The sequence below is a fragment of the Moritella sp. genome (assembly GCF_013215705.1).
GTDB lineage: Bacteria > Pseudomonadota > Gammaproteobacteria > Enterobacterales > Moritellaceae > Moritella.
Genome location: NZ_JABSQR010000006.1, coordinates 266,881 through 284,796, shown reverse-complemented (window position 1 = coordinate 284,796; position 17,916 = coordinate 266,881). Strand labels below are relative to the sequence as shown.

Here is a 17,916-nt window from a genome sequence, read left to right as displayed (position 1 = left end):
CCAGAAGGTGAAACAGAAGCGTTACTGAGTCAGTTATGGAAAACCTTGTTAGGTGTTGAATTAGTCGGGCGTGAGAGTAACTTCTTTGCATTAGGTGGCGATTCAATTTTAGCATTGCAGCTGGTCAGTCATGTACGTCAAGCCGGGTTATTATTAACGCCAAAAGACATTTTTGATAAACCAATACTTACTGATATGGCTTGCTGCATTTTAGTGTCAAATGACATACCCGCAGACCAATCAGAATTACAAGGTAGTGCTAAAGTTAATGCGGTTCAGCAACGTTTTCTGACTCACTATGGTTCAGTCAATTGTAATCAATATTTACATTTTGAATTGAACGAACAGTTAGTCCCGTCATTGTTAAAGAAAGCCATTTACGCTTTAATTCAACATCATGATTCTTTACGTTTATGCTTTAAACAGACTGAAGATGGTTGGGATTGCGATCACCTGAGTATTGACCAAGCTTCATTCGTGTTTCAAGAACGTCAATTAGATAATCATATTGGGGAATATGTTAATGATTTACAGCAGGCTTTAAATATTGAAAAAGGCTGCTTATTAGGCGCGCTCTATTTAGCTGATGATGTTAACCCTCAATTTATACTCACAATCCACCATTTAGCTGTCGATGCTTATTCTTGGCGGGTGCTATTAGAAGATCTAATGCACGCTTATCAGCAGTTAGCCCTTAAAGAGAATATTCAATTAGCGAACAAAACACACAGTTTAAATGATTGGGCTTCTGCGCTTTCAAATCGCTCTGTTTCCGCTAAAGCACTTAACTATTGGCAAGCTCAAGATAACATTGAATCGTTATTTGAGTTAGGTGATGATTCGGGCATTTCGACATCGCAATGGACAGTTGAAAATACAACCTTAGCGGATTGGACTCTACAGGCGAAAACGTATGCAAGGCTCAACCTAGAAGAATTACTCTTGTTGATTATGGTTGAAAGTTTATTCGCCTTTACCGAGCGTGACCTGGTGCGATTACATCGTGAAAGTCATGGTCGGTTTGGGGACGAATATGGTTTAGATTTAAGTCGCAGTGTTGGTTGGTTTACGTCTCTCTATCCACAAGTGTTTAAGGGGCATATCGATTTCGAAACTCGCTTAAAACAAACGAAAGAACAATTACGAAAAGTTGAACTCGGCGGATTAGATTATAGCGCGTCAATACAGCAAGGTTTAATGACGAGTAGTGATTCGATTGATGTGTTGTTTAACTTTTTAGGTAAGGTAAGTAGTCATGAACATGATGCGCTGAAACTTAAAGAATCAGGGTTGTGGCGAGCTATAGACTGCCAAGCCGACGCTGCAATCGTATTGAATGCCCAACTCACTCATCACGGTTTAGCGTTGAATTTTGAGTTTGACAATGCTGCCTTTACTGCTGAGCAGCGTAATGACTTTATCGCGTTATTCCAGCAACAATGCGCCATTGTGGTCTCTCATTTTGATGCTAATACACCGTTACTGACACCATCAGATGTTGCATTAAGTGGGTTGGACCAAGCTAGCCTTGATTTGATTACCGACATACCTGAGGATATTTGGCCTCTTTCGAGCTTACAGCAAGGACTATTATTTCATGGCGAATTAGCGACAGGAAATAGTTCATATATAAACCAACTTGCTTTGCCAATGCATGCACTCGATCCGAGTAAGCTAATGAATGCTTGGGCATCGTTAATGCAGCGTCATCCAATTCTAAGGGCCAGTGTTTTAAATAATCAAGGCACAGATTTTCTGGCTATTTGGCCTTTATGTGAGCTGCCATTTGTGGAAGTTGACCTGCGTTTTGACGTGGATATTGCAACGAGTATTAAACAGCTTCGCGAGCGTCGAATTACGCAAGGTTTTGAATTAAATAAAGGGCCACTGTGGCGGATTGATTTATTACGAATTGCTGAACACGATTATATTTGCATCCTGACTTTACATCACGTGCTGATGGATGGTTGGAGTACGGGCATATTATTCAGCGAATTATTAGGCCTATATGCAGGTGATCACTTCTCTCGATCTGCTGACTCTTTTGACCAATATCTAATGTGGTTAAATCAGAGTGATGCTGATGCTGCTAGTACCTTTTGGCAGCAGTATTTATCTGATATTGAATCGCCAACTCAATTGGCGGTTAGTTATGGTGGCTCTGATTATTCTAAAGAGACAGAGGAGGATGGGTTCCAGCGTTATAATTTAGATTTTACAGCATTACAAACGTCAGCGTTTGAATCACAATTAAAGCCACAAGGATTGACTCTGAATACCTTGATGCAAGGTGCTTGGACGTTGACACTTGGAACCTTAAGCCGTCAAACAAATCCTGTATTTGGTAATACGGTATCAGGTAGACCGACCGAGTTGCTGGGTAGCGATGCTATGGTTGGTTTGTTCATCAATACGTTACCGATGACTGTCGCTATTGAGCCAAATGCTCTGGTGCTAGATTGGTTACATACATTACAACGTGAAGGTGTAGCACAACGAGAATTTAGCTATTCATCACTGGCGCAGATCCAGCAGGATAGTGGTTGGGCTGGAGAATCCTTATTTGATACATTAGTGGTATTTGAAAATTACCCACTGGATGAAGCATTATTTAAACAAAATAAATCAGGCTTACAATTAGGTGAGCCTGACAGTTATGAATTTACACATTATCCGCTCACGTTAGCTATTTTACCTGGAGAATGTTTACGGATCGTATTTGCTTATGATCAAACTAAATTCAGTGCCAGTCAGATTGAGAATATTGCTGAGTTAATGGCGTTAAATCTAAATAACTTAGTGAGCAATCCGCAACAAACACTCGCATCACTCACTTCTGTTCCAGAGTCGACGTTAGTGCAACTAAACAGATTTGTAACTCAGTCGCATAGTTGGAATTATGAAGCGTTGCCTTTATTGATTCAGAAACAAGCACAATTGAGACCTGATGCGATAGCGTTAGTTCATGGTAATGAGCGGTTAAGTTATCGTATGCTTGAAGTGCAAGCTAACCAACTTAGCCATTACTTAATTGCGCAAGGTGTTGGTACCGATGTACCTGTCGGTGTTGCTTTTGAACGCGGCAATTGCATGTTAGTGGCGATGCTTGCCGTGCTTAAATCTGGCGGGGCATTTTTACCATTAGATCCATCTTATCCTAGCGAACGATTAAATTACATGCTGGCAGATAGCGGCGTTAAGTTATTACTTACCCATTCGTTATTAGCTGAGACAATCGTTAGTCCTAAAGGGATCAAACACGTTTATCTTGATCAGCAGTTAATGACGGACTATCCGACTGATGCGCCGAGTGTGGATTATCACCCTCAACAATTAGCTTACCTTATTTATACTTCGGGCTCTACAGGCCGGCCCAAAGGTGTTGCCTTAACGCAAGCTGGTTTAAGTATGCACGTGCAAACTATCGGTGAGCGTTATGGCATGACACCAGATGATGTTGAACTTCATTTTGCATCGATTAGTTTTGATGGCGCGGTCGAGCGTTGGGCTGTGCCGCTGGCATTTGGTTCTCGTCTTGTTATCCGAGACCAAGCATTATGGAGTGCGGAGAAAACGTGTCAGGTGCTCGAGCAAGAAGGCGTGACAATCGCTTGTTTCCCCCCGAGTTATGTCGGACCACTACTTGATTGGATTGCTTATAATAAACCTGAGTTAACGGTTCGTTCATGGACTCTCGGAGGCGAAGCATTTACCCGTGAAACTTATGAACGTTTACAACAGGTATTACATCCTCAACGTGTTATTAATGGCTATGGCCCAACCGAAACCGTTGTGACCCCAATGATATGGGAAGCTTATGCGGAAACCGAATTAAAGAGTGCCTATGCACCAATTGGTACCGCTGTTGGTGAACGTAGACTCTATATCTTAGATAACGAGCTTAATCGCTTGCCTGTAGGTGTCTCTGGTGAGTTATATATCGGCGCTGAAGTTGGCTTAGCCCGTGGTTATCATGGCCGTGCAGATTTAACTGCTGAACGATTTTTACCTGATCCTTACGGTATCGCTGGTGAGCGTATGTACCGGACGGGTGACTTAGTGCGTTGGCGTCGTGATGGCGTCATGGAATATTTAGGGCGTGTTGATCAGCAGATTAAGATCCGTGGATTCAGAATTGAATTGGGTGAAATAGAATCCAAATTACAGCAGCTTAGTCGTGTTGAGCATTGTGCTGTCGTTGCGCATGATGCGCCAGGTGGAAAACGTTTGGTGGCTTATTTACAACAGTCAGAGGGAGCATTAGGAAGCCTTGATGAAGCTATGTTATTACGTAGTCTCGTTGAAGTGCTTCCTGATTACATGGTTCCAGCCAAGATTGTTGTATTGAATAAGCTGCCGTTGACACCGGCTGGAAAGATCGACCGACAAAATTTATTCGCGCCGAATTGGACGCAACTTAATGATACAGAATTCAAAGCGCCTGAAGGGGACGTTGAAGAATTATTGAGTCAAGTATGGCAGCGCTTATTAGGTGTTGAACGTGTTGGGCGTGACAGCAATTTCTTTGCATTGGGCGGACATTCATTATTGGCTATGCGTTTGGTTGGTGAATTAGATCAGAAATATCAGTTAGCGTTGCCATTACAAGCCATTTTTGATTCGCCAGTGCTGGCTGATATGGCGTTTAAGTGTGTAGTTAAAAATTCAAGTAAAGAGGTGATTGTTGCGGTGGACAGAGATCAATCTATTCTCGCCAGTGCAGCACAACGAAGACTTTGGTTTATGCATCAGCTTGAACCGACTAGTGCTGCTTTCCATATGCCACTAGCACTTGAATTCAAAGGTGAGCTGAATATTCCGTTGTTGCAACAAGCACTAAATCGTTTGTTGATGCGCCATGAAGTTTTACGCACTAACTTTATTCACGAACAAGGTGAGGTATTACAAAGCATAAACCCTCATGCTGAACTTGTCCTGACATTAGGGTATATGGATAGGGCACAAGCAACTGTTAATTTTGCTGAATTGTTAGTGCTACCGTTTGATCTTGAAAATGATTTATTAGTAAGGGCTAAACTGGTGTGCTTAGCTGAAAATCACTATCAATTTTTATTAGTGCAGCATCATATAATCTCTGATGGTATCAGCACCCAGTTATTATTGAATGAACTGAGTGACGATTATGCGTTAATGCTTGATTCAGAAAAACCTGTACTGGAAGTCTCAGCTTTACAATATGCTGATTTCTCACATTGGCAAAAGGATTGGCTGTTAAGCGAGAAAGTGGAGTCACAGTTAACTTGGTGGAAAGAGGCGCTTGTTGCTGATATTGAGCCTCTCAATTTATATCCAGAATCACATTCAAGCGAACTATATTCTCAAGGTGAACGCTATCATTTTGAATTAAGTAGTAACCAGGTGAATGCAATACAGTCATTAGCGTCTGAACAGAATACGACAACGTTTAATGTGTTACTAACTCTCTGGCAACTGTTATTACATAAATATACCCAGCAAGATGAAATTCGCATTGGTGTGCCTGTCTCTGGGCGTTCTCAGAATCAAACTCAGGCCATGCAAGGTTGTTTCATTAATAGCATTGTTATTCCAGCGCGTTTTTCTGATGAACTATCGTTTTCGACTTTGCTTGAACAGGTGAGTGCGTTTTCATCTGGAGCATTACAAAATCAGGACTTACCGTTCGAAATGCTTGTTGCTGAGATAGGACCGAAAGGTAATTTACAGCAGCATCCTTTGTATCAGAGTTCATTTAATTTACAGCGTATTGATAAATCATTTTTACAAAATTGGACTGGGTTAGACGTGACCACATTTGATCCTGGTGCGGGTGGCGCACAATTGGATTTAAGCATGGATATGCAACAATTCGATGACGGCTCATGGGCTGGATTTTTCAATTACGCCGTTGATCTGTTTAGTGCTAATTATATAGCGCGTTTACATGGACACTGGCAGCATTTGCTCGTTCAAGTAACAGCAACGCCAAGTATTGCGGTTTCACAATTAACGCTGATAACAAAGAGTGAGCAAGTCGCTATATCTCAAATGAATGCGACGCAATATGATTGGGGCGGTTTTAAACCTTTAGCCGTCACCATTCATGAACAAGCGCTGCTCACGCCTGATGCGATTGCTGTCTCTATGGGAGAACAGCAAATTAGTTATGCACAATTCGAACAACGGGTTAATCAATTAGCGCATTACCTACAGGCTAAGGGGGTAGGGCCTGAAGTTCGTGTCGCTATCGGTTTACCTCGTTCTGTTAATTTAGTGATAGGTATTCATGCTATTACACGTGCTGGTGGCGCTTATGTACCGTTAGACCCGAGTTATCCAAGTGAACGATTAAGTTATATTTTACAGTCTGCGGATGTAGGTCTATTGCTTACTGATGTTGAGACGCAGGGGCTTTGGTCAGAGCAAGAGACGTTAGAGGTGATCACCCTCGATAATCTGAATTTGGCTGCATACGCTAAGCAACCGCCTTCTGTTGCATGGCATCCTGACCAAGCTTTGTATGTGATTTATACCTCGGGATCCACTGGATTACCGAAAGGGGTGGTGAATACTCAGGGGGCATTGCAGAACCGATTAAACTGGAAGCAGCAACATTACGCTTTGCAGGCTAGTGACTGTGTATTACAGAAAACCCCATTTAGTTTTGATGTTTCTGTATGGGAGTTTTTCTGGCCATTAATGTTCGGAGCTCGTTTAGCTATTGCACCACCTGATGCACATCGAACACCTTGGCAGTTACAAGAAACGATGGCGAACGAAGGTGTGACAACCGTTCACTTTGTACCGTCGATGTTACAGGCGTTTATCCATGATGCCGCGCTCTCTCAATGTCGTCAATTACGTCAAATTATTTGCAGTGGTGAGGCATTACCAGCGGGTTTATCTAATACCGTTTTAACCCAAGCTCCGCACATAGCATTGCATAATTTATATGGCCCAACAGAAGCGGCGATAGATGTGAGTTATTGGCAATGTCAGCTTGATTCGGAACAACGAGTACCGATTGGTTTCGCTATTGCCAATACCGAATTACATGTTCTCGATGACAGGCTTTACCCTGTACCTATCGGCGTGCCCGGAGAGCTTTATCTCGCGGGTTATGGATTGGCGCGTGAATACATGAATCGTGCAGATTTGACCGCTGATCGCTTCATTCCTAATCCCTTTGGCCAGGCTGGTTCTCGTATGTATCGTACTGGTGATCAGGTCGTAAGACGTGTTGACGGCGCTTTAGAGTATCTCGGCCGTTTAGATCATCAGGTTAAAATTCGAGGGTTACGCATTGAGTTGGAAGAAATTGAAAGCCTGTTAGTCAAAAATTCAATTATTTCAGATGCTGCTGTGGTGGTGCATAACGCGCCAGCAGGTGATCAATTAATTGCTTATTTGGTTTGTGCACAACTGGATAATTCAGTTGAGCTGTCAGTTAAAAAGTATCTTGCAGAACATCTGCCTGATTATATGGTACCAAGCTTATTTATTGGTATTGAGCACATGCCTCTGTCCCCTAATGGTAAGAGAGACCGTAAAGCACTACCTACGCCTGTATTACAAAATAAAGGTTATCAAGCGCCTGAAACAGAACTGGAAATATGGCTAGCAGCGAGCTGGTCTCGCTTACTTGAATTAGAAACCGTCAGTCTAGATGATAATTTCTTTGCGCTTGGTGGACATTCTTTGTTAGCAACCCGTGTGATTGCGACAGCAAGAGAAGAACTTAGCATAGAAATTAATTTACGTGATTTTTTCAACGCATCTGATCTACGCACACTGGCCGATTTACTAGAGCCTGAATTTATTCGAAATCACCAACAAGAGCATTTGGAACTTGATGAAATGGCGATGTTATTAGATGAGTTGGAGGCTCTATGAGTATGAATAAGATTGATAAACACGCACTGGCTCGACGTTTTATCGAATTAGGTGTACCGGAACAAGAGAAATTTTTATCTTTGTTGCAGGCAAAAGGGTTTAGTTTTGAACGTCTACCTATCGTGCCAGCGAAAGAGTGTGAGTTATCTCCTTTAGCCCCTGCACAATTACGATTATGGCATATTTATCAGATTGACCCAGATAATAGCGCTTACCATATGGTTGGTGATTTTGACATTAATGGCGCGTTAGATCATGAATTATTTGAATCGGCATTACAGCAAGTGCTGGTGCAACATCAGATATTACGCAGCTATTTTGTCAGTAAAGATGACGTAACATGGTTAAAGTTAGACCCTGCTCCAATCGTGCCTTTAGAAGTACAAGATTGGCGACTTAAATCTGAGAGTGAGCTTTATTCTTTCTGTGGTAAACATGCCCAGAAACGCTTTAACTTGAGTTATGAACTACCGTTGAGAGTCGCTTTAATACAAGTTGAACAGCAGAAGTGGCATTTACAATTAGTTATGCATCATATTGTTTCTGACGGTTGGTCGATTGATATTTTTGTTCGAGACCTTGTGCAAGCATATCGGGGCGTCCCGTTAACTGCGCTAAATATTCAATATACTGATTTTTCGGTTTGGCAGACGGCAATGCTACGCGCCGGCAAGGCACAGCAACAGTTGCACTATTGGAAAAAAAAGTTAGGTGCAATGCAACCTGAATTACTGATTGCGCATGATACATCAGCCAAGATCCATCAGTTGCGACTTGCTGGTCATTGCCAATATTCATTATCGACGAATCGAACGGCTAAAATCTCAGCGTTAGCGCTAAAACAGAGGATCACACCATCGAGCTTGTTACTTGCTGTTTGGCAGTTAACACTTGCGGCCTATAGTGGTCGTAATGATATTTCGGTCGGTATTCCAATGGCGAACCGGGATCGAGCTGAAGTTGCGGAAGTTATTGGTTTTTTTGTTAATACCATGGTTATTCATAATCAAATTTCGCCATCGAACCAAGCTATCGATTGTTTGAAACTAACCCATGAGGCTGTATTAGAAGCACAAGAACATCAGCTTTTACCTTTTGATCAATTAGTGGATGGTCTTGGTGTATCCCGTAATGCAGGTGAAACACCGCTATTTCAGGTGCTGTTTAATCATCAACAGACGTCAGATGCATCGATTGAATTGGTCTCTGGGGTTAATATTAAAAGCTGTGATCAGAAAGGCCGCCATGCCTTGTTTGATTTGGCCTTAGATATCAGAGAATCAGCCCAAACGCCTTGGGAACTCATTTTAACGTATGCTAAAGATCGATTTAAGGTAAGCACTGCGGAACAATTACTGAGTGGTTTTATTAAGTTTTTGGATGAAATCCTTGCTCAGCCTAACATTCTTGTCGGGCAGCTGAATTTAGTCAATCAGCAAGCTATCGAGCAACTAAATGTTTTTTCGACCCAGGAGCACACTTGGGTGTATCAACCATTACCTTTGCTCATTCAGCAGCAAGCTGAATTACGACCGGATGCAATCGCACTCGTGCATGGCGATGAACGTTTAAGTTATCAAGCATTGGATCATCAAGCGAACCAACTTAGCCATTATTTGATTGAGCAAGGTGTTAGCGCTGACATGCCTGTCGGTGTTGCGTTTGAGCGTGGCAATACGATGTTAGTTGCCATGCTTGCTGTCCTTAAGGCCGGTGGCGCATTTTTACCTTTGGATCCTGCTTATCCGAATGAACGTTTAAGTTTTATGCTTGAAGATAGTGGTGTTGATTTGTTGCTTACTGATTCAACATTAACAGCGCAAGTCCCTTGTCCTCATGGCATTAAATCTGTTTATCTCGATCAACAAATGATGGGCAGTTATTCGACTGATACCCCCGATGTCGAATTCCATCAGCAGCAATTAGCCTATCTTATTTACACTTCAGGCTCGACGGGAAAGCCTAAGGGTGTTGCGTTAACACATGCAGGATTAAGCATGCATGTGCAAACCATTGGTGAACGTTATGGCATGACACCAGATGATGTTGAACTACACTTTGCATCAATAAGTTTTGATGGTGCGGTAGAGCGTTGGGCTGTGCCATTGGCATTTGGCTCTCGTTTAGTGATTCGTGATCAGGCGTTATGGAGTGCAGAGAAAACCTGCGACGTACTTGTAGAAGAAGGGGTAACCATTGCGTGTTTCCCTCCAAGTTATGTGGGGCCGTTATTAGATTGGATCAACTACAGTAAGCCGAATTTAATAGTACGCTCTTGGACATTAGGTGGTGAAGCGTTTACGCGTGAAACTTATGACCGGTTACAGCAGGTATTGAAACCACAACGCATTATTAATGGTTATGGCCCAACGGAGACCGTGGTTACTCCAATGATATGGGAGGCATATGCAGAGACTGAATTAAGTAGTGCGTATGCGCCGATTGGTACCGCAGTGGGTGAACGACGCTTATACATTTTAGATCCTCAACTCAATCGAGTCCCGCTTGGGATGTCGGGCGAACTGTATATTGGTGCCGAAGTGGGGTTAGCACGTGGTTATCATGGTCGTGCTGATCTGACTGCGGAGCGATTTTTACCTGATCCTTATGGTGCTGCGGGAGAGCGTATGTACCGCACCGGTGATTTAGTGCGTTGGCGTGACGACGGCGTGACGACGGCGTGACGGAATATTTAGGCCGCATAGACCAGCAGATCAAAATACGTGGTTTCAGGGTTGAATTGGGTGAAATAGAATCGAAATTGCAGTTACTGAGTGGCGCAGAACATTGCGCGGTTGTCGCTCATGAAGCACCAGGCGGTAAGCGTTTGGTTGGTTATTTACAGCAAACAGACAAAGCGCAAATAACCGAATTTAATGAGAATGTATTATTACAACGCCTTGCCGTTGAACTGCCTGATTATATGGTACCAGCCACATTGGTGGTGTTAGCTAAATTACCCTTAACACCCGCGGGTAAAATCGACAGACAGAATTTATTAGCACCCAATTGGCATGAATTAGACGATGCTTCATACATAGCGCCAGAAGGTGAAACAGAAGCGTTACTGAGTCAGTTATGGAAAACCTTGTTAGGTGTTGAATTAGTCGGGCGTGAGAGCAACTTCTTTGCATTAGGTGGTGATTCAATTTTAGCATTGCAGCTGGTCAGTCATGTACGTCAAGCCGGGTTATTATTAACGCCAAAAGATATTTTCGAACAGCCAGTACTTAAACAGCTTGCTGCTTTGTTGCAAAAAATAACCGAGCAGAAAGTACAACTATTACCGACGTCTGAATTTTCATTAATGCCAATTCAACAACATTTTTTCTCACAGCAACCTGCAGAACCGTCTCATTGGAACCAGCATGTTTGTGTTGAGTTAAAGCAAGGTATGAATGTTGATGCGTTAGCTAAATCATTACATTCTATTGTTGCCCATCATCCCGCACTTCGTCTTAAATTCAGTCATGGAAATAAAGGGTGGGTACAGCAATATACTGATGTTATTTCATCCGACTTATTATGGAACTGTAAGATCGATGATGATGCTGAATTTTCTGCATTAGCATTAGAATTACAGCAAAGTTTGAACATTTATAGAGGTGATTTGCTACGTGCTGCGCTAATAAAACAGCCACAAAAAGCGGACAGACTATTACTGGTTATTCATCACCTTGCTATAGATGGTTTTTCATGGCGAATACTGTTTGATGATTTATGGTCGGCTTATCAACAGCTCAGTACGACGCAAGAAATACAATTGCCAGCTGTGTCAGCAAATTATAATCAAGTCATTGAGCAACTGAATATTTGGACTCGAACCTTAGATATGCAACAGCAGCGCGAATATTGGTTTGCACAAGGGTCATCTTCATCTTCACCTTCATCTTTACCTCTTCCGATTTATAAGAATAGACGAACGGTAAGTGTCAAATTAGGTATTGAAGATACACAAATATTATTGCGTAAAACCGTCGGTCAATTAAATGTGCCAACGCCAAACCTATTAATTACCAGCTTAGTGCAAACGTTAGCATCGGTAGATAAACCAGACCTACATTTGTATTTGGAAGGGCATGGGCGAGAAGAAAGCGTATTTGGTGCGCTTGATTTAAGCCGAACAATGGGCTGGATGACAAGTCTTTACCCAGTTAAATTAAGTTGGTCTGCATATGCTGAAACTTGTCTAGAGTCGGTAGCTCAGTGCTTGAATGAGGCGCAACAACATGGCGGTATTGGCTACGGTGCCGTGATGTCTTATGAATCTTCAAAGCGCTCGGTTAATGCAGATATCACATTTAATTATTTAGGTCAGTATGTCGATAATGGTTTTTCACATTGGTGTAAACCGATTGTTGCTGGTGGCCCTGCACAATCTGATTTAAACCCAATGCTTACCCCATTAGTTATTAATGCACAAATTACGGAAGGACAATTAAGCTTAGATTGGGAATATGCACATACACACCATACTGAAAATGAAGTGTCGCAGTGGGCGAATGATTTTGTCGTTAATTTGCAACAATGGTTAGGTCGTATCGGCAGCAAAACAGAGGTCAAAGCTGATCTACGCCTATTAGAACCACTCAATCAACCTTGTGGTACTGAACCTGCTATTTTTTGTATTCATCCCGTTACGGGACGAACGACAGGGTATCAATTGTTAGCTGAAAGATTAGCGGGTAAGCGCCATTTAATCGGGATCCAGTCTCGGAGTTTTATTGACGATGGTTGGTTTGATGCATCGTTATCATTGATGGCCGAGAGCTATTATCAAACGATTAAGTCGGTACAAAAGCAAGGACCATATTACCTACTTGGTTGGTCTCTAGGCGGCGCGCTGTGTTTGGAAGTTGCCGCTAAGTTAGAAGCGGATCAACAGGAGGTGGCGTTTATTGGATTACTTGATTGTTACGTGCCTGGCTTTGAAGTTGCTGAAGATCAATGGCACTCACCTAAAGCGCAGCAGAAACTGATGGAGCACTTAAGTTTATTACTTTCTCCATTAAGTCAGTATCAGTCTCAGCAATGCCTTAAATTATTAAATGAAAGTAGCCCTGAACTCTGGCCTTCTCAGTTTGACATGTGGTTATCGACAATGCCTGTTTCTCGTCATATGGCAGAAAATGCTCGGCAAGTTTTGTTTAGCTGGGCTATTGAGCAGCACATGAGAGCAATTTGTGCCAATTATCAACTTGCTCGCGTGGAGACCAACGTTGAAAGCTGGTGGGCAGCTAATCCTGAGGGAAGAGCTAAGCAGTTAAGCTCGGGACTAAAAAGTATTAACTCGCTTGTCTCTAACAAAATTGTAAATAGCGATCATTTAGGGATTGTTCGAGATGAAGACGTTATATCAGATTTAATCGCTCGTTTATTGAATGAGTAAACGGCGGTAATTTTAAAAGGTTAAATTTAACCTTTAAGTGGATTGATAATCATTATCAATATTATAATCATGTGTATTGGAGTATTTATGTTGTTGAAAAACCAGCGAATGGACGCATTTGTTAGCCATGGGTGTATTAAGAAATCTTTGGCAACAGCGGTAATTATGGGATTAATGGTCAATTCTGTATCAGCAAATACGAATGAAAATTCGGAACAAGAAGTTGTTGTTACTGCAGAATTTAGTAATCCAATTGGCCCCGATTTTGGTTATGTTGGTGAAAATAGCATGACAGCAACCAAAACGGATATGCCGATAAGTAAAACGCCAAGAGCTGTATCGGTCGTGACAAGGGAGCAGATGGATGATAGGGCTTCAGTCAGTGTGGCTGATGCGTTGCAATATACCCCAAGTATTCAGGCTAATTTTTATGGTGAAGATAACAAGCAAGATTGGTTTGTTATTCGCGGTTTCAATCAGGCCAACAATGGTTTGTATCAAGATGGTACGAGACTCGACTCGGCTGGTTTTTACACTTATCAGGCTGACACATTCGGCTTAGAGCGTGTCGAAATATTACGTGGGCCGGCATCGGTACTATACGGACAAAACCCTCCTGGTGGCGTGATTAATCTGATCAGTAAACGGCCTCAACACAGTGAAAGTTTTGGTTTCGTATCGGTGGAATATGGTAGCAATGATCGTAAGCAACTCAGCCTTGATCTTGGCGGTGAGATTACTGACGATGTCGCTTGGCGTTTAGTGGCTTTAGGGCGTCAAAATGGTACAGATGTTGATAATATTGAAGCCGAGCGTATCTATCTTGCCCCATCAGTGAGTGTTAACTTTAGTGACAATACGAACCTAACGGTACTTGCGAGTTATCAGAAAGACGACTCAGACCCTTACTTACAGTTTTTACCGATGGAAGGGTCATTAACTGAACATGAGAATGGCTTCATTAGTGATGATGTTGCTATTGGTAACCCGGATTATGAAAAATTTGAGCGTACTCAAGCTGCATTGGGTTATGAATTTAGTCATAAGTTTAATGAATCGGTTCAGTTTGCTCAGTCTGTGCGTTATAGCCAATTAGATATTGATTTAAAACAGATGTATGCAATTGGTTATGCACATGATTTAGGTCAAACTGACCCAACCGAAGCTAATATATTACGTGGTTTAACAAGTGAAAAGGGTAAATCAAAAAGTTTTTCAGCGGATAATCGCTTGATTTATAATTTTAATACGGGTGAATTAGAACACACTTTATTATCTGGTATTGATTATCGCTGGCTTGATATAAAAGGGCAAAGTTTTGGTGATAGAGTTCTAATCGCTGACGGGAATACCGGGTCTATATTCTTTAACCCGTACGATCCGAGTTATACAGACAATGTTGTTTTATTAAATCCGACCACTGGTCTACTTGTAACAGATGCAGACCGTGAAACGACAACAAGTGAAAGACATCAACTGGGTGGCTATTTACAAGATCAAATGATTTTTAATGACGCCTTAGCGGTCACGTTGGGAGTTCGCTTTGATGATACTAAATCAACCTATGAAAATAAATCGACAAACAAAAAACAGGTTGTTAGCAACCAAGAGTGGACAAAAAGTGCAGGGGTCGCTTATATCTTTGAGAATGGATTAACGCCATATATCAATTATGCTGAACATTTTCAACCTGTTCTTAAGTTGGATAAAAACGATAATTCAGCAAAGCCTGAACGTGGTAATCAATTTGAAGTCGGCCTGAAATATCTACCAGCATCTTTCGATGGTTCATTTAATGCGGCGCTGTTCCAAATCAATAAAAAGAATATGGCGACCACGGATGCAGCTGGTGATCTACTTCAAATTGGTGAAGTCGAAAATACAGGTATTGAGTTAGAAGCGGTTGCGAATATAACTTCAGGACTAAGTTTAGTTGCTAATGCCACCTTCATGGACACTGAAATAATAAAAGATATCAATTCTGCTAACGTCGGCAATCGACCTGCTCAAGTTGCAAATACACTCGGTTCAGTCTGGGCTAATTATCGTTTCTTTGGTAGCAGTCTAGAAGGTTTAGCTATTGGTGTTGGTGGTCGTTATGTTGGCGAGACTTATGCCGGTAATATTGAAACGACAAAAGTACCTGATTTTGCATTAATGGATGCAACGGTGAGTTACACCATTAATAATATGAAAATCCAAGTTGCAGCTAAAAACCTCATGGATAAAGAGTATGTGTCAACTTGTGCTTCTGCTAATTGTTACTATGGTAATCGCCGAAATGTGATTGCGAGCCTTAGCTATGCTTGGTAATTCTACCATTGAGTATCCGCAGCCTTCTGGGCTGCGGGTGACGCTTGCTACACATAATCACTGGCAAGTTTATCTACAAGACCAGGTTATATTTAGCGGTATTCTTATATCGCCGACTAAGTTTCAACTCAATAGAGAGCATTTACAGGGGGCGTTATTGCTGCCTGTGTGTCATGCGATATTCAGTAGTATCCCGACGCTTGAATGTATCAGTTTAGAAGCCGCGAGTCCTTTGGTTAATACTGATTTCATGCAAAGAACGTCGGATGGGGAATATTTGTTATTTAAGTCGATGTTATGGCAGCTAGGTGAGTTGTGGTTAGCACAACCTGAATCTAAGCCATTTCCACATATGCAAGTGCTCGATAGTGCTGGTTATCACCCATTACGAGCACAGCCACTGACTGGCGACCTATATCACCGCTATATTCCAGAGTTAAAGTCGTGGATAAAGCTGCGAACACTTGATATTGACAGAGATCTAGAGCTTTTTAACCGTTGGCAAAATGATGAGCGTGTGGCGGCTTTCTGGGAACAAAAAGGAACGTTAGACGAACACCGGGATTATTTGCAAGCACAGTTAAACGATCCTAAAAATCAAATAATCATCGCGTCTTTTGACGATCAACCATTTGCTTATTTTGAAGTGTATTGGACCAAAGAAGATCGCATCGCGCCTTATTATACCGCCGGTGATTATGATCGTGGTATTCACATGTTGGTCGGCGAGGATAAACATCGCGGTCCGCATAAAGTATCAGCGTGGTTAAGCGCGTTGTGTCATTACATTTATTTATCCGATCCTCGCACATTGAAAATTGTCAGTGAGCCGAGAGCAGATAATGAAAAAATGATTAATTATTTACAACAGCAGCATTTCTCTAAGCAAAAAGAATTTTCATTTCCGCATAAACGAGCTGCATTGATGCTGCAGCTGAGGGACAGTTTTTTTACTCAGTTTAAATAAACATAAAAGTATATAAATTAAATGGCAATTGATAGTGCTGCATAAAAGGAGTTAGGTAAGGTATGTTAGATAAAGCAAAACTATACGATGTAATTGGCATAGGTTTTGGCCCCGCTAATTTAGCTGTGGCAATCGCAATGCAAGAGTCATCGGTAAATGAACAAAGCATGAGCTACTGTTTTCTAGAAAAGAAACCAGCGTTTGAATGGCATGGCGGCATGCTGTTAGATGGCACCAGAATGCAAATATCTTTTTTGAAAGATTTAGTGACACAGCGTAATCCGTTAAGCCATTATACTTTTGTGAATTATTTACATCAGCATAATCGATTAAATTCATTTATTAATCTCAGTTCGTTTTCACCTAGCCGAATCGAATTTAATGACTATTTGTCTTGGGCGGCGAGTCATTTTTCAGAGCATGTCGATTACGGTGCGAATGTGGTTTCAGTTGAGCCCGTTGAAGTTGAAGGTGAAGTTGATATTGTGAAAGTCGTCTCGTTAAATGCACAGGGAGCTGAAGATATTCGTTATACCCGAAATCTAATTATAGGGGTTGGAGGCACACCTAAATTACCGGATCAATTTTTAGATCACCGTAGTGATAAAGTCATCCATTCTTCAGGGTACAAAACTTGGCGGAAGACGTTTAAAACCGAAAGTAATAAACCTAAAGTAGCGATTGTTGGAGCTGGACAAAGTGCTGCTGAAATTTTTGTTGAATTATGTAATGACTATCCTGAAGGTGAAATTAATCTCGTCAATCGAGGCCGAGCGATTTATCCCGCAGATGATAGTCCATTTGTAAACGAAATATTTAATCCTGAATTTACGGATGAAATATATTCGTATACACCTGAAAAACGTAATTCAATGATCCAACGATTCAGTGGTACTAATTATTCGGTGGTAGATAAACCAGAAATTGAAGCGATTTATGAGCGATTATATTTACAAGAAGTCACAGGTAAAGGTGCACATAAATATTTACCGTTGCATGAAATATCTGAAGTGGCAATTGGTAAAAATAATATCGCCATGAGGCTTCGTAATACTTCAACACAAACTAAAGTTTGGCATGAATATGATGCTATTGTTCTCGCTACGGGTTACCACTATAACAGTTTTAATACATTACTTGATGGGTTAAAGCCGTGGGTGCATATGGAAAGTGTTGAACGTTGCTACCGTCTGCCTCTAAAAGACGGTTGTAAAGTAAATATATTTTTACAAGGTTGCTGTGAATCGACGCATGGTTTAAGTGATACTTTATTATCGATATTATCGATATTAGCGGTCCGGTCCCAAGAAATTGTCAATTGTTTAGTAGAGCGGATCGCAGAATCTAAACCCAATGTTTGTGTTTAGATTAGGGT

Annotated in this window: 6 protein-coding genes; all 6 read left to right on the top strand. The window is 41.6% G+C overall.

What is annotated here, in order from left to right; translation table 11 throughout:
• Positions 1-24 precede the first annotated feature (24 nt).
• Complete coding sequence (locus tag HRT96_RS04560; protein ID WP_293152858.1) at positions 25-7,872, top strand: non-ribosomal peptide synthetase; 7,848 nt, start codon at positions 25-27, stop codon at positions 7,870-7,872.
• On the top strand, positions 7,869-10,556 hold the full coding sequence (locus HRT96_RS04555) for an amino acid adenylation domain-containing protein (RefSeq protein ID WP_293152843.1): 2,688 nt from the start codon (positions 7,869-7,871) through the stop codon (positions 10,554-10,556). Before HRT96_RS04560 ends, HRT96_RS04555 begins: the two co-directional genes overlap by 4 nt.
• Complete coding sequence (locus tag HRT96_RS04550; RefSeq protein WP_293152840.1) at positions 10,553-13,261, top strand: condensation domain-containing protein; 2,709 nt, start codon at positions 10,553-10,555, stop codon at positions 13,259-13,261. The genes HRT96_RS04555 and HRT96_RS04550 overlap by 4 nt, the downstream gene beginning before the upstream one ends.
• A gap of 87 nt (positions 13,262-13,348) precedes the next feature.
• Complete coding sequence (locus tag HRT96_RS04545; RefSeq protein ID WP_293152837.1) at positions 13,349-15,574, top strand: TonB-dependent siderophore receptor; 2,226 nt, start codon at positions 13,349-13,351, stop codon at positions 15,572-15,574.
• The gene (locus HRT96_RS04540) at positions 15,564-16,541 is read left to right on the top strand and encodes a GNAT family N-acetyltransferase (protein ID WP_293152834.1); all 978 of its coding nucleotides are present in this window, start codon (positions 15,564-15,566) and stop codon (positions 16,539-16,541) included. Before HRT96_RS04545 ends, HRT96_RS04540 begins: the two co-directional genes overlap by 11 nt.
• Before the next feature lie 62 nt (positions 16,542-16,603).
• Positions 16,604-17,908 carry a lysine N(6)-hydroxylase/L-ornithine N(5)-oxygenase family protein gene (locus tag HRT96_RS04535; protein WP_293152831.1) on the top strand — a complete coding sequence of 435 codons (1,305 nt, stop codon included), beginning with the start codon at positions 16,604-16,606 and terminating at the stop codon, positions 17,906-17,908.
• Positions 17,909-17,916: the final 8 nt, after the last annotated feature.

What these genes read in the sequence shown, in the direction of transcription:
- HRT96_RS04555 (WP_293152843.1), top strand. Translation starts at nt 7,869, where the DNA reads ATGAGTATGAATAAGATTGATAAACACGCACTGGCTCGACGTTTTATC.
- HRT96_RS04545 (WP_293152837.1), top strand. Translation starts at nt 13,349, where the DNA reads ATGTTGTTGAAAAACCAGCGAATGGACGCATTTGTTAGCCATGGGTGT.
- HRT96_RS04540 (WP_293152834.1), top strand. Translation starts at nt 15,564, where the DNA reads ATGCTTGGTAATTCTACCATTGAGTATCCGCAGCCTTCTGGGCTGCGG.
- HRT96_RS04535 (WP_293152831.1), top strand. Translation starts at nt 16,604, where the DNA reads ATGTTAGATAAAGCAAAACTATACGATGTAATTGGCATAGGTTTTGGC.